The sequence below is a fragment of the Sediminibacterium sp. GW821-FHT12F12 genome (assembly GCF_058806635.1).
Window position 1 is genome coordinate 119,680 of sequence record NZ_JBXAPW010000004.1, and the last position, 14,483, is coordinate 134,162.

Genomic DNA, 14,483 nt, shown 5'->3' on the forward strand with positions numbered 1-14,483 from the left:
TAAGTCAGGGTTGTTTGGTTTGTGCATTTTTGACTGCATCGAGGTATTGGGAGCTGTTGCCTTTGGGGATACTGAGGGATTGCCATTGGTCATTTTTAATCAGTCGTCCGAGATACACAATCTGGCCTACATGGTAAGGATAGTGTGCGAGTTGGCGCAGGATAGCATCATATACCTGTAAGGGTTCTGTGCGGATGGTGACGGTTTTGGCCAGATCTTCGGGTTGAAGGCTTTCGAGGGTATTCAACAGGCATTTCCATCCTTCATTCCAAAAGGATAATAGATCCTGTTGACTGATCTGCATAACTTCAAACTCAGCATCCCGTTGCCGCCATTCCTTTTCGCCGTCTTCCGTGAGGAAATTAGTCCAGCGGCTCATCATATTGCCGTACAGATGCTGAACGATGACGGCAATGCTATTGCTTTCGCCGGAAGGCTGGTAAAACAGATCTGCTTCAGATAGCTGCGCAAATGTTTTATCACCCAGCTCCTTGTAATACCTGAAACGTTTGATGGCATCTTTCAGAAAATCTGCTTCGAATGACATGTTTGTACTTTTTAAAGTGCAATATCGAATGTTGCTTTCTATTACGGCATAAATCCTGCCACAGAATCATCTCCTCTTTTATCTGCCACGGTTTCTTTTTTACCGTTATTCAGTACCCTGATAATTTCTGTTCTGCCAATGCCCCCACGGCTGGTTACTTTGTATCCCATGGATTGCAATTGTTTTTTGGTTTCTACGTCAAAGTCTGCTTCCACCATCACTTCATCGGGCAGCCATTGATGGTGAAATTTGGGTTTGTTAATGGCGTCATCCGCATTCATATTAAAATCTACAAGGTTAACAATGGCCTGGTAAACAGAAGTCGGGATAGTAGTGCCTCCCGGTGTGCCTACCACCACATAAGGCTTGTTTTTTCTGAGTAATAAAGTAGGTGTCATGGAACTCAGCATACGTTTGCCGGGAACAATCGCATTGGCTTCTCCACCCAACGCCCCATACATATTAGGTACACCTGGTTTTACGCTGAAATCATCCATTTCATTATTCAACAGAAAACCGGCACCTCCCACAACTGTACGGCTACCGTACCCATTATTCAATGTAGTGGTAACAGCCACCATATTACCGGCTTCATCCATGACACTCAGGTGAGTGGTTTCTTCGCTTTCTTTGATCTGGCCTGCCTTTACGGTACTGCTGCTGCCGGCTTTTTCAGGGGTATAATCACTCATGCGCTGTTCTATATAGGCATCACTGATCAATGTTTTTACGGGTACTTTATAAAAATCAGGATCTCCCATGAATTCAGCCCGGTCGGCATAGGCGCGACGTTCGGCTTCAATCATCAGCTGCACAGATCTGGCTGTCTGGAAACCATAACTGCCTACCGGGTATTTTTCGATCATCTTCAGCATCTGTGCAATCAGAATACCTCCGCTGCTGGGAGGGGCAAAACTGATTACCTGGTAACCCCGGTACTCAAATTCCAATGGGTTGCGGAGTTTGGCGGTATAATTTTTCAGGTCATCCAGCGAAATAATGCCATTGCCTCTCTGCATTTCTTCCACTACCAGCCTGGCTGTTTCGCCTTCATAAAAACCACGGGAGCCCTCTTTCTGCATCCGCTTTAAAGTGGCGGCCAATTCTTTCTGTACCAGTGTATCGCCGGCTTTCCATTTTCCTTCTTTTACCAGAGCGCTGGGGCGGGTGCTGTTTTTGATAAATGATTCGCGGGTACTGTTCAGACTGCTGGCTTCTCTTTCTGTAATGGCAAACCCCTTTTCTGCCAGATCAATGGCGGGTTGTACCAGTTCTTTGAACGAAAGTTTGGCATAAGGCAGTGTGGCAAATAATCCGGCCACCGTGCCGGGTATACCGGATGCGAGATGACCCGCCTGCGACAGGTTCAGCTGTGCATTGCCATTTTTATCAAGGTACATATCGCGATGCGCTTTTTCGGGGGCCGCTTCGCGATAATCAATTCCGATCAGCTCGCCATTTGCTTTCCGCCCCAGTAAAAAACCGCCGCCGCCCAGGTTGCCTGCACCGGGATATACCACGGCCAGTGCCAACTGGGTGGCAATGGCGGCATCAAAAGCGTTACCGCCTTTTTGCATCATGGCTACACCTACCATACTGGCCAGCGGATGGGCACTACCCACAGATGCTTTACTGAAGTTCCCTTTTTTAACTACGGTATAGTGATAGGGGTTGATGGCTTTCCCAGGCCCCACTATGGAGCGTACCGACTGTGCATGCAGGGCAAACTGGCTGCCCAATGCCAGTACACAAATAATAACTTTTCTCATGGCAGAAAATTACTGCTTTTTGGAACACCCAATGGCTTCGGGTAGTGACTGTGTAAAAAAAAGCGGCAGATATTGCTGACAGACTTTCTTTCTTCCCTACATTCACAACTCATTTATTACTATATGAAGAGATTATTATCCGGTTTGGCACTGCTCCTGCTGGCAATTGGTGCATTTGCACAGGGATTACAAAGTCCAGAACAATACATGGGTTACAAGATCGGAACCCGCTATACCCGCCACCATAAAATTGTGGAATACTTCCGCGCGGTGGCCCAGGCTAAACCGGACATGGTGAAGCTGGAGAAGTATGGAGAAACCAATGAAGGCCGTGAGCTGATGCTGGCTTTTATCGCTTCTCCCGAAAATCTGCAGAAATTGGAAACCATCCGTAACAATAACCTCGGGTTTGCCGGATTATCATCCAGCAAATCTGCTACAGAAACAGCACCGGCTATTGTATGGCTGAGCTATAATGTGCATGGTAACGAAACTTCTTCCTCAGAAGCGGCTTTGATGACGCTATGGGCATTGGTAGATCCCAATAATATGCAGAGTAAAGAGTGGTTGCAGAATACGGTAGTGGTGATCGACCCCTGTATCAATCCCGATGGCCGTGATCGGTATGTGAACTGGTTTAACGGGGCGGTGGGAACTGCGTATAACCCCGATCCGGCAGCACGTGAACATGCAGAACCCTGGCCAGGTGGCAGATCCAATCATTACAATTTTGACCTGAACCGCGACTGGGCCTGGCAAACACAGGTAGAGAGCCAGCAGCGGATCAAAAAATATAACCAATGGATGCCACAGGTACATGTGGATTTTCATGAACAGGGTATTAATGAGCCCTACTATTTTGCACCGGCGGCAGATCCTTTGCATGAAGTGATCACTCCCTGGCAGCGCGATTTCCAGGTAATGATCGGAAAGAACAATGCCCGTTATTTTGATAAAAACGGCTGGTTGTTTTTTACCAAGGAAAGATTTGACCTGCTGTATCCTTCCTATGGAGATACTTATCCCATTTATAATGGTGCCATCGGGATGACTTTTGAACAAGGGGGCGGCCCGCGTGGCGGCATGGGTGTGATTAACGAAGATGGTGATACACTAACCCTGTTGGACAGGGCTACGCACCACTATACCACCGGACTGTCGACCATCGAAACCGCTTCGCGCAACAAACAGAAACTGCTGGATGAGTTCAAAAAATATTTTGATGACGGCCAGGCAGGTAAGGTAGGAGAGTACAAGACCTATGTGATGACTTCGAAAGATGAGAACAAGATCAAAGCGGTGATTAAACTGCTGGATCAGAATGGGATTGCCCATGGCTTATTGACCAATAAGAATTTCCGTGGTTTGAATTATTTTACCGGGAAGGACGATGCTTTTGCAGATGAAGGGTATCATGTAGCAGTTAGTGCCTACCAACCCCGTTCCGTGATGGCAAAAGTGTTACTGGAGCCTAAAACAGTGGTAACAGATTCGAATACCTACGATATCACTGCATGGAGTGTACCCTATGCCTATGGCGTTAAGGGATATGCAGTGAAAGAGAAGCTGGAATTGTCGGCTGCGACAAAACTGACCGGTACATTAAATGAGGCAAAATCGGCTTATGGTGTACTGATCCCTTATCAATCATTTAACGCTGCCAAAGCATTGGCCTATATGCTGAAGAACGGAATCAAAGTGCGTTTTGCAGAAAAACCATTTACCTATAGTGGACGCAATTTTGACCGCGGTACGCTGATCGTTCTCAAAACCAGTAACCCGGCCAACTGGAATACAGTAGCCAGTGAAGCCTGCCGCCTGAATAACCTGCAACCCGTAGCGGTAGAAACCGGGTTCATGGACAAGGGAACCGATTTTGGATCGCCTGATGTGAAGATTATTAGCAGTGCTCTAAAAGTGGCCATGTTAACCGGCGACCAAACCTCTTCTCTTTCAGCCGGAGAAGTATGGCATTTCTTCGAGAAACAACTGGATTACCCCATCACCCTGCTGAATGCAGCAGATCTGGCACGGATCAATATCCGTAATTACCAGGTACTGATTTTGCCCGATGGCAGTTACCGCATTCTGAATGATAAAACGGTATCCGATAAGCTGAAAGATTTTGTACGCAGCGGAGGAAAACTCATTGCACTCGATAATGCCGTAAGCCTGATGGCTGGCGCCGATTGGGGTATCAAACTAAAAGAAGATAAATCAGAAGATAAAAGCGAATATGCCAACGTGAAAAAGTATGGTGATCGCGAAAATCAATACCTCACTAACTCTATCCCAGGTGCTATTTATAAACTGGAGCTGGATAATACGCATCCATTGGGTTTTGGCTATCCTGATTATTATTATACCCTGAAACAGGACGCCGGCGTATTTGAATTTATGAAAGACGGATGGAATGTAGGGGTGATGAAAAAAGACGCTTATGTTACCGGTTTTACCGGTAATAAACTCAAACCCAAATTAAAAGACGGGGTAGTACTCGGTGTGCAGGATATGGGTAGCGGCAATGTGATCTATTTTACTGAAAGCCCTCTGTTCCGTAATTTCTGGGAGAACGGAAAATTACTGATCAGCAATGCGGTTTTTCTTGTAGGGCAGTAAATAAATCTTTACCGGTAAAAGTCAGGCCCTAACCGGCCTGACTTTTTTGTTGAACGGCTTACCTAATTAGCCAACTAGAGAGTATCTTCGGAAACACTTAAACCTTTGGTTCCATGCGCTTCCCTCTCAAAAACATTTTACTGCTGAGCTTCCTCTTCAGTATTTCGTATACAGCCGTATTCTCGCAGACCCCGGTTACCTATAGCAGCTCAGACATCTATCTGCAGATCAAAAAACTGAATGTACTGGGTAGTGTATTGTATGTGGCGGCACATCCGGATGATGAGAACAATGGGTTTCTGCCTTATCTCGCCAAAGAAAGAATGTATCGTACCGGTTACCTGAGTTTAACCCGGGGCGATGGTGGCCAGAACCTGATTGGCAGTGAGCAGGGGGTTGAGTTGGGATTGATACGTACACAGGAACTGCTGGCAGCAAGAAGAATTGATGGATCTGAACAATTTTTTACTTCTGCGTATGAATTTGGCTTTAGTAAAAGTGCAGCGGAAGCACTCTCTATCTGGAACAAGGACCAGGTATTGGCCGATATGGTGTTTGTAATCAGGAAATTTCAACCGGATATACTGATTGCACGTTTTCCGGGTGATGCAAGGGCCGGGCACGGTCATCACTGGGCATCCGGCTTACTTGCCAATGAAGCATTTCTCGCAGCAGCTGATAAAACGAAATTTCCCGAACAGCTTAAACTGGGATTACAACCCTGGAAAGCGAAGCGGATACTACTCAACGGATTTAATTTTGGTAATAACAATGTGAGCGGGCCATTGCGGATGGATGTGGGAGGATATGATCCGTTAATTGGCAAAAGTTCGGGTGATCTTGGTGGCGAAGCAAGATCGATGCACAAAAGCCAGGGTGAAGGAAGACCCAGAAGAAAAGGGGAGATCATTGAAAATTTTGTTGTTACCGGAGGGGATACGGCTACAACAGATATCATGGAAGGAATTGTAACTGACTGGACCCGCATAGAAGGTGGCACGGAAATAAAAGCGCGCATCAACAACATCATCAAACAATACAATTTTGAACACCCGGAATATTCTGTGGATAGTTTGATTGAAGTGTATAAAACAATACAGGGCATCAGTTACCGCGGCATGTGGCGGCAACAGAAACTGAATGAATTGCAGGATATTATATTGAACTGCAGTGGAATTTTTGCGGAAGCTACTACCCGGGAAGAATTTGTATTACAGGGCGATACAGCATCCGTTGGCTTTTTTGTCAATAAGCGAAACAATGGTAAGGCAAGCCTTGAGTCGGTTTGGTTGTCTACAGACAGTAAAACCGTGGACCAGTTATTAAAAACCAATCAGAATTATTCGTACGAACTCAAAGAACCCATCAGAGAACCTGCTGTTGTAAATGCCACACAACCTTATTGGCTCCAGCTTCCACAAACTCCGGGCAACTTCAATATCTCCCAGCCCTTTTTGGTAGGTAAAGCATGGAATGATCCTTTATTGACGGCTGTTTTCAATATTAAGATTAATGATATCACTTTCTCGGTAAGACGACCGGTACAATACAAATACATCGACCCGGTAAAAGGTGAAGTATACCAGCCCTTTATTCTGATGCCGCATTTATCTTTATCATTAAGCCCGCATGTGGCCTTGTTGAATGTGAAAAATGAAAAAGGTAAACGATCAGTTGATTCGATCTATGTCAGGTATAAATCTAATTTTACCCAACAGCATGTGCCTTCTACACTTTACTTGCTGCAGGATACTGCTAAAACAGCATTTGAAAAACAACCACGCAGTTATGAAAAAGGAAAACAGTATACCATCGCATTACCGCTGAAGCAGTTTTATAATCCATCCCAGGAATACCTGGAGGCAGCTATGCGAATCTATCTTGGGGGGCAGACATATGTATATTCCAAATATTTCAGGTCTATAGAGTATGATCATATTCCCAATATTCATTACTCAGCCAAAGACCATATCAAATTTATCAATGAAGAAATCAAAACAGTTGGCAAAAAAGTAGGGTATATTAATGGCGCGGGCGATATGGTACCGGATGCCTTAAAGGAGCTGGGGTTCGATGTGAAGATCCTGGAGGAAGCCGATGTCACAGATGCAGGACTTGCCTCTTTTAATGCAGTGATTGTCGGTATCAGGGCACCTAATATTTATGACTGGCTGAGCGATAAACAGGATATTCTCAATAATTACGTCAAAACTGGCGGTAACCTGATTGCACAGTATGTTAAAAGCAATACAGTCGGAGCTAAACGATTAAAGCTGGGGCCATACCCGTTTTCCATCAGTGCAGGATCAAGGGTAACCGATGAAAATGCCACAGTTAATTTCCTGTTGCCGAAACACCCTGTTCTCAACTACCCCAATAAAATTACGGACAAGGATTTTGAAGGCTGGATACAGGAGCGCAGCACTTACCAGGTAGACCAGGCCGATCCGCATTACGAAATGCCCCTGTCTATGAATGACAAGGGCGAAAAACCCGCGAATGGTAGTCTCGCGATTGCCAGATACGGTAAGGGTAATTTCGCGTATGTTAGCCTTGTATTATTCAGGCAGTTGCCGGCTGGAGTGCCCGGTGCTTACCGCTTACTTTCCAATCTGATAGCACTACCCAAAAACAAATAAGCATGCAACCAAGAAAAAGAATCGGATTTGTAACGCTGATAATACTGGGGCTCGGTATTGGTATTTTTCTGAAAAATGTAAAGATTGGTCTGATTGTTGGATTGATGTTAGGACTGCTGGCAGGAGGTATCCTCAGCAGCAGCACAAAAAAATAGACTGTAAACATTTATGAAGCTTGCCAAATCAAATGCATGACCGATAAAAATAAAATACCACTTTTCTCTTCCTGGCGCCGTTGGTACTTTTTTGTGATCCTGGTATTAGGGTTGCTCATTATCTTTTTTGCCTGGTTTACTAAATTCTTTGCATGAGCCAATTAGACTGGATTGTTCTGGTAATTACATTAACAGCCATCATTGCGTATGGACTGTATAAAAGCCGTACTGCCAAGAATCTGGAAGGTTATTTCCTCAGCGACAGGAATATGCCCTGGTACCTGGTGCTCCTGAGTATTATGGGAACACAGGCCAGTGCCATTACTTTTTTATCTGCACCTGGTCAGGCTTTTACAGACGGTATGCGGTTTGTACAATACTATTTCGGCTTGCCTATTGCCATGGTGATTCTTTGTATCACTTTTGTGCCGCTTTTCAATAGAGTAAAAGTGTTTACGGCTTACGAGTTTCTCGAAAAAAGGTTTGATCTGAAAACAAGAACCTTCACTTCTTCTCTATTTCTTTTGTCGAGGGGTTTGTCAACCGGTATCAGTATTTATGCGCCCTCTATCATTCTTTCTTCCCTGATGGGCTGGGATATTTTCTGGACCAATATTGTGATGGGAGGTTTACTCATTATTTACACAGTAAGCGGCGGTGCCAAGGCTGTGGCCTATACGCAGCAGTTACAGCTCATCATCATTTTTGCAGGCATGTTTGTGGCAGGTTATTGTATTGTGCATTACCTGCCCGAAGGGGTAGGTTTCACCGATGCTTTACGGGTAAGTGGCGCATCAGGTAAGCTGAATGTGATCACGACCGGTGTTTCTGAAAAGGGATTCGACTGGAAAGACCGCTATAATATTATCAGCGGCGTAATCGGTGGATTTTTCCTTGCCTTATCCTATTTCGGTACCGACCAATCTCAGGTAGGTCGTTACCTTACTGCCAAAGACAATACCGAAAGCCGCATCGGTTTGCTGATGAATGGCCTGGTAAAAGTACCGATGCAGTTCTTTATCTTGCTACTGGGTGCCATGTTGTTTACTTTTTATCAGTTCAATTCATCCCCGGTATTTTTTAATAAAGCCGTAGCCGAAAAAGCGATGGCTACTCCGTACAAAGATTCACTGGCTGGTATTGAAAAGAAATTCAATGAGCAGCAGTTAATGCAGCAGCAACTGAGCAAGAATTATGTAATAGAGAACAAGGAAAATTACAAAGACAGCCTCCGCGACGGATCTGCTAAATTATCCGAGATCCAGAAAGAGTATAAAACAGTTTTGAAAAAAGCTTTGCCAGCTGACGATACCAGTGATACCAATTATATCTTTCTTCGTTTTGTGGTAGATTTTCTGCCCAAAGGAATTGTAGGTTTATTGATTGCTATCATTTTCCTCGCTGCCTGGGGCTCTATTGCGGCGGCATTGAATTCGCTGGCATCCTGTACCATGGTTGATTTTCATGTCCGTTTCCGCGGTGCAAAATATGACAGTACCAATGTGCAGCAATGTGCCGATGAATACCGTGTATCCAAATATTACACCCTTGCCTGGGGCATTTTTTGTATCGTTACTGCTGAATTTGCCACCGGTATGGGCAGCCTGATTGAAGCGGTAAACGTGCTGGGTTCTTTGTTCTATGGAGTGATCCTTGGTATATTCCTGGTAGCTTTCTATTGCAGGAAAGTAGGAAGTAATGCCGTATTCATTGCGGCCATATTGGGAGAACTCATTGTGATCGCCTTTTTCCTCTTAGACAAATACAATATCATCGGACTCGGCTTTCTCTGGCTCAATGTAGTAGGAGCAGTGGCAGTGGTATTGCTGGCCTTGCTATTGCAGGTCTTCATGAGGAAACAATTAGTAATTAATAATTAGTAGTTAGTAATTATTTCGGATTTGTAATCCCGCTGTTCTCTTAGCATCAAACATCGGCAACAGATAGTAGCCAGAAAGAGTAATTGCTAATTATTAATTATTAATTACTAATTAACCCTCCACGGCCATTCTTTATTCCGGTAAGATTTAATGAGATAAGCAATCACCCCTAACCCAATCACCGTAACACCTCCCATCATCATTTTCTCTCCGGTAGAAAAAAAGATATATCCCCAGATCAGGATAGCCAGTATTACGGGCAGGGGGTACAGTGGCATGCGCCAGGCAAAATGCTGTTTGCCTTTTCGTTTAACCAGCCATAGAAGTCCCATACCCTGTCCAATGAACTGGATCAGGATGCGCATGGCCAAAATGGCATCTATCACATCGCGTAATTTGAACAGCAGGCTGAATACAAAGGCAATACCACCCAGGTATAAGAGCGAAATATGCGGAAAATGTTTGGTGGGGTGCAGCCTGGCGAATATTTTGAAAAAAGCCCCGTCGCTGGCAGCTGCATAGGGGATCCGGCTATAACCCAGTGTGGCAGAAAATACCGATGCAAAAGCCACCCACAATATCAGGATGGTAGCAATGGTGGCAGAAGTGGAACCTGATAAATGCTGCACAAACTCACTCACCACAAATTTACTTTTCTGGATCTGTTCGAGAGGTAATACCGATGCTACACTCACATTCATCATCAAGTATAACACCGCAATGCCAGCAATGGAGATGAACATACTCCGGGGGATATTCTTCTTTGGGTTCACGATCTCGCCACCCAGATGGCAGACATTGTAATACCCCAGGTAACTATACACACTCTTTACACTCGCAAATCCGAGAGCGGCGGCAAACGCATGGTCTACCTGTAACCCGTCATTGATCTGTTGAATAGGTTCGAGAAAATGTCCGTGAAACAAACCGCCGCCAATAATCCATGACAGCGTAATCAGAACACCCACCCACAACAATACACTGATTTTGCCAATGGCTTCAATCTTCCGGTACAGCAACACAACAATCAGTATTACCAGTCCGCCACTGATACTCTTGCTCTGCCATTCTTCCAGATGGGTGAGGTAGCCAAAATATTGCGAGAACCCGATTGCAGCCGAAGCAATCACCAGCGGTGCCTGGATCATTGTTTGCCACACAAACAGGAAACTCATCAGTTTACCCCATTTGGAACCATAGCCTTCTTTCAGGAAATTATAACTGCCCCCTGCCAATGGATAGGTAGCGCCCAACTGACTCCAGATCATGGCATCAATAAAGGAGAGAACGGCGCCAGCCACCCATGCATACAGAAACCAGGGGCCTTTCATGGTCTCTGCCACTACACTTAATACCACGAATGGGCCAATGCCCACCATGTCTGTCATGTTGATGGCCGTAGCCTGTAAAAGGCTTATCTTTCTTTCCAGTTTTGGTTGCTCACTCATGTGCTTGTGAACATAAAACTATTTCTTTGTAAGCAGACAAACCCGTTATGGACAGAAAGTTTTCAACAGTTGATTGGGCCAAAGGGGCCAACATATATGAAGTCAATATCCGCCAGTATACGATCGAAGGCACGTTTACCGCTTTTTTGAATCATTTGCCGCGACTGCGGGAGATGGGAGTAGATATTTTATGGTTGATGCCCATCACACCTATCAGTGAAAAGGAAAAACTGGGAAGCCTGGGCAGTTATTATGCCTGCAGCAGTTATATGCGGGTGAGTCCGGAGTTTGGCGATCTGAACGATTTTAAACAACTGGTGAGAGAAGCACATATACTTGGTTTCAAACTCATCATCGATTGGGTGGCCAATCATACCGGCTGGGATCATGAATGGGCCATTACCCATCCGGATTGGTACGTGAAAGATGAGAAAGGGCAGTTTACCGAACGCAACGGCTGGCAGGATGTGATTGATCTGAACTACGATAATGCAGAGATGCGCTTTGCCATGATAGAAGCGATGAAGTTCTGGGTAGACGAATGTAATATTGATGGTTTCCGCTGCGATATGGCACACCTGGTTACACTGGATTTCTGGAAACAGGCCCGTGCGGCCTGCGATGCAGTAAAACCCCTGTTCTGGCTGGCTGAATGCGAAGAAGTGAGTTACCATGATGTGTTTGATGTTTCCTATGCCTGGGCATGGATGCATGTCACCGGCAAACAGGCCAAAGGAGAAGCTTCCCTGCACGATGTTCGCGAAGTGTTGCACAGCTACTCACAATATCCAGCGGGTGCCCGCAAACTTTTCTTTACCACCAACCACGATGAGAACAGCTGGAACGGAACGGAATATGAGAAATACGGTAAAGCCGCCAAAGCCTGGGCCGTATTCACGGCCACCTGGCAGGGAGGTATGCCGCTGATCTATAGCGGACAGGAGAGTCCGAATACCAAACGGCTTGAATTCTTCCACAAAGACCCCATCAGCTGGAATGCGCCACTGCGACTCGAAGATTTTTATAAAACGCTTTTGCACCTGCACAAAAACAATCCTGCTATCACAGAAGGAGAAACGTTCATCCTTCCATCCAACCATGATAACGAACTGATGGTATTCCTGCGCCGTAAAAACGATGCCGTGGTGCTGGTGGCCCTCAACCTTTCTAGTCAGGACCGCCTTATGGTAACCGTACAGCACGAATGGCTTACCGGAACATTCACCCATATTTTCTCCGGCCTCTCTTTTGCGTTCAATGGCAAAGAGAACTTCGAATTACAGGCTGGCGATTATTTCGTGTACGAAAAACAGATGTAATAATGATCTGGTGAAGTGAATAACAACCTTAGCCGTTGTTGGAGGCTGACCAATAGTGTTCGGAATATATCTTATTATTTTTCATCAAAGAGAGTTACTCGGGACTAAAGTCCCGGAAAATGATTTTTAAGATGATCTCTCCCACGCTCTGAAGAGCGCGGCAAAAGAAATAAACAATTGGCCAAGCTCTTCAGAGCGTGGATACAAAGAATAGACAGATATCTTTAGCCGTTGTTGGTCGCTGACCAACATCAGATGCAATAAACCAAAGCAGGAATTTCTTCAAAAAAATTGTATTCCATTTCTAATTGTTCCTGTTCCATGAGAAGCTGCTTGTCAGGCGACCAACAGCGGCAATCAGGCTAGGCATGCTTCTGTTTACAGCATGTTGCCTGCAAAAAAAGGTGGTCCCGAAGAACCACCGCTCAAAACATTCGCTCATTCACTCACACACTCATTCACTCATTGCATTAATCGATATCACTCAAATCCAACGGATACGGATAAGTACTTTCAAATCCGGGATATACACCTTCAATTTTTACTTTTCTTCCTTTATTGATGGAGAGGATCTTATCCAGTTCATTTACAGTTTTGATTTCCTGATCGTTCACACTGGTAATGATAAAACCTTCCTGCATTCTTGTTTTCTTCAACAAACCGTCACCGATTTTTTTCACCAGCACACCACCATTGATCTGGTTAGCAGCTGCAGTTTTACTGTCAATCGCAACCAATTCTGCGCCCAGCTTTTCCAGGATACCGGTTGTTTTTACAATATCAGTTGTACCCGCTTTATTCTTTAAGGTAAGTGATACGGTGTTTTCTTTACCACCGCGTAAATAACTCAGCGAAATTTTATCGCCGGGTTTGTAACGGGTTACCTGCTCCTGTAATTCAGGTCCGGTAGTAACAGCGGTTCCGTTGATTTTGGTAACCACATCCCCTTTCTTCAAACCGGCAGCCGCAGCAGCACCATCGGCAGGCACATCGGTTACGTATACGCCTTCGCCTTCTTTATAACCTGTTCCGAGCTCTTTTTTCTGCTCTTCAGAAAGATTCTCGCTGGGGTATTGGATCCCGATAAAAGCTCTCTGCACCGCACCAAACTTCACAATATCGGTTACTATCTTCTTCACCATATTTACTGGAATCGCATAAGAGTATCCTGCATAGGAACCGGTAGGAGAGGCAATGGCAGAGTTGATCCCGATCAGCTCGCCACTCGTATTGATCAATGCACCACCACTGTTACCTGGGTTAACGGCCGCATCGGTCTGGATAAAAGATTCGATAGCTGTATTACTCTGCCTGTTATTGATACCGATAGATCTGGATTTGGCACTCACAATACCGGCGGTAACGGTTACATCCAGATTCAAGGGATAACCGATGGCTAATACCCACTGACCCAGTTTGGCTTCATCGCTGTTACCATATACGAGGTAAGGATATCCTTTTCCTTCAATCTTGATCACTGCCAGATCACTGCTGGCATCTGTTCCCACTAAAGTGGCTTTGTATGATTTTTTATTGGCCAGGGTTACATTGATCTCATCGGCGCCATCCACTACGTGGTTATTGGTAACGATGTATCCGTCATCTGTAATAATTACGCCACTGCCGCTGGCACGCTGCTCAGGTATGATACGTGGACCGCCACCAAAGAAATCGCCAAAATCATCTCCGAACAGATCAGAGAACGGATTGGAGAAACGCTGACGGGTATTGTTATTGCTTACCTGCCTGGCTTTTGTTTTTGTTTTGATATGCACCACCGCAGGTGTGGCACTTGTTGCAGCCGGCGTAAAATCAACAGTGGAGGCCGGCGCATTGTTATTGCCGAAATACCCCGCATAGTTAACCGGCAGTTTGCCGGCTTCCTGAATACCGGCTGTTTGTCTTTCTACAAATTTTCCATAGCCCCACACGCTCATAACAGCTGTGCTGGCGCTGATGGCCATAATGGTTAAGATGCTTTTGAGGTTCATATTCATAGTACGGCTCTTTTTGGGTTAATATTTCAAATTCTATGCCTTTCTGATAGCAAATAAACGAACCTGTTTAATTGACAGTTCACCGGTTTCACCATTTAACAAATGTTTTA

At 45.2% G+C, this 14,483-nt stretch carries 9 protein-coding genes; 5 read left to right on the forward strand and 4 right to left on the reverse strand.

What is annotated here, in order from left to right; genetic code table 11:
* Positions 1-4 precede the first annotated feature (4 nt).
* Together AC1RNB_RS08115 and ggt are read right to left on the reverse strand one after the other, a co-directional pair.
* Positions 5-547: a DUF1572 family protein gene (locus tag AC1RNB_RS08115; RefSeq protein WP_493082167.1), complete on the reverse strand. Its 543-nt coding sequence runs from the start codon at positions 545-547 to the stop codon at positions 5-7.
* Positions 548-588: 41 nt separating this feature from the next.
* On the reverse strand, positions 589-2,316 hold the full coding sequence (gene ggt, locus AC1RNB_RS08120) for a gamma-glutamyltransferase (protein WP_493082168.1): 1,728 nt from the start codon (positions 2,314-2,316) through the stop codon (positions 589-591).
* Between the two features lie 123 nt (positions 2,317-2,439).
* Here ggt and AC1RNB_RS08125 point away from each other — a divergent pair, with 123 nt between their 5' ends.
* The 4 genes from AC1RNB_RS08125 (at position 2,440) to AC1RNB_RS08140 (ending at position 9,609) form a co-directional block, all read left to right on the forward strand.
* The gene (locus AC1RNB_RS08125) at positions 2,440-4,935 is read left to right on the forward strand and encodes a M14 family metallopeptidase (protein ID WP_493082169.1); all 2,496 of its coding nucleotides are present in this window, start codon (positions 2,440-2,442) and stop codon (positions 4,933-4,935) included.
* Between the two features lie 113 nt (positions 4,936-5,048).
* Positions 5,049-7,574, forward strand: coding sequence for a PIG-L family deacetylase (locus AC1RNB_RS08130; RefSeq protein ID WP_493082170.1), 2,526 nt, complete (start codon positions 5,049-5,051; stop codon positions 7,572-7,574).
* Between the two features lie 2 nt (positions 7,575-7,576).
* Positions 7,577-7,729 carry a hypothetical protein gene (locus tag AC1RNB_RS08135; protein WP_493082171.1) on the forward strand — a complete coding sequence of 51 codons (153 nt, stop codon included), beginning with the start codon at positions 7,577-7,579 and terminating at the stop codon, positions 7,727-7,729.
* A gap of 152 nt (positions 7,730-7,881) precedes the next feature.
* The gene (locus AC1RNB_RS08140) at positions 7,882-9,609 is read left to right on the forward strand and encodes a sodium:solute symporter family protein (RefSeq protein ID WP_493082172.1); all 1,728 of its coding nucleotides are present in this window, start codon (positions 7,882-7,884) and stop codon (positions 9,607-9,609) included.
* A 107-nt stretch (positions 9,610-9,716) separates the two neighbouring features.
* Here the strand turns inward: AC1RNB_RS08140 and AC1RNB_RS08145 are convergent, their stop codons facing one another.
* Positions 9,717-11,057 carry an APC family permease gene (locus AC1RNB_RS08145; RefSeq protein WP_493082173.1) on the reverse strand — a complete coding sequence of 447 codons (1,341 nt, stop codon included), beginning with the start codon at positions 11,055-11,057 and terminating at the stop codon, positions 9,717-9,719.
* A gap of 47 nt (positions 11,058-11,104) precedes the next feature.
* Between AC1RNB_RS08145 and AC1RNB_RS08150 the strand changes: the two genes are divergently transcribed.
* Positions 11,105-12,376: an alpha-amylase family glycosyl hydrolase gene (locus AC1RNB_RS08150; protein ID WP_493082174.1), complete on the forward strand. Its 1,272-nt coding sequence runs from the start codon at positions 11,105-11,107 to the stop codon at positions 12,374-12,376.
* A gap of 470 nt (positions 12,377-12,846) precedes the next feature.
* Here AC1RNB_RS08150 and AC1RNB_RS08155 read toward each other — a convergent pair whose 3' ends face one another.
* The gene (locus tag AC1RNB_RS08155; RefSeq protein WP_493082175.1) at positions 12,847-14,373 is read right to left on the reverse strand and encodes a trypsin-like peptidase domain-containing protein; all 1,527 of its coding nucleotides are present in this window, start codon (positions 14,371-14,373) and stop codon (positions 12,847-12,849) included.
* Between the last annotated feature and the right edge of the window lie 110 nt (positions 14,374-14,483).

What these genes read in the sequence shown, in the direction of transcription:
- AC1RNB_RS08115 (WP_493082167.1), bottom strand. Translation starts at nt 547, where the DNA reads ATGTCATTCGAAGCAGATTTTCTGAAAGATGCCATCAAACGTTTCAGG.
- ggt (WP_493082168.1), bottom strand. Translation starts at nt 2,316, where the DNA reads ATGAGAAAAGTTATTATTTGTGTACTGGCATTGGGCAGCCAGTTTGCC.
- AC1RNB_RS08125 (WP_493082169.1), top strand. Translation starts at nt 2,440, where the DNA reads ATGAAGAGATTATTATCCGGTTTGGCACTGCTCCTGCTGGCAATTGGT.
- AC1RNB_RS08130 (WP_493082170.1), top strand. Translation starts at nt 5,049, where the DNA reads ATGCGCTTCCCTCTCAAAAACATTTTACTGCTGAGCTTCCTCTTCAGT.
- AC1RNB_RS08135 (WP_493082171.1), top strand. Translation starts at nt 7,577, where the DNA reads ATGCAACCAAGAAAAAGAATCGGATTTGTAACGCTGATAATACTGGGG.
- AC1RNB_RS08140 (WP_493082172.1), top strand. Translation starts at nt 7,882, where the DNA reads ATGAGCCAATTAGACTGGATTGTTCTGGTAATTACATTAACAGCCATC.
- AC1RNB_RS08145 (WP_493082173.1), bottom strand. Translation starts at nt 11,057, where the DNA reads ATGAGTGAGCAACCAAAACTGGAAAGAAAGATAAGCCTTTTACAGGCT.
- AC1RNB_RS08150 (WP_493082174.1), top strand. Translation starts at nt 11,105, where the DNA reads ATGGACAGAAAGTTTTCAACAGTTGATTGGGCCAAAGGGGCCAACATA.
- AC1RNB_RS08155 (WP_493082175.1), bottom strand. Translation starts at nt 14,373, where the DNA reads ATGAATATGAACCTCAAAAGCATCTTAACCATTATGGCCATCAGCGCC.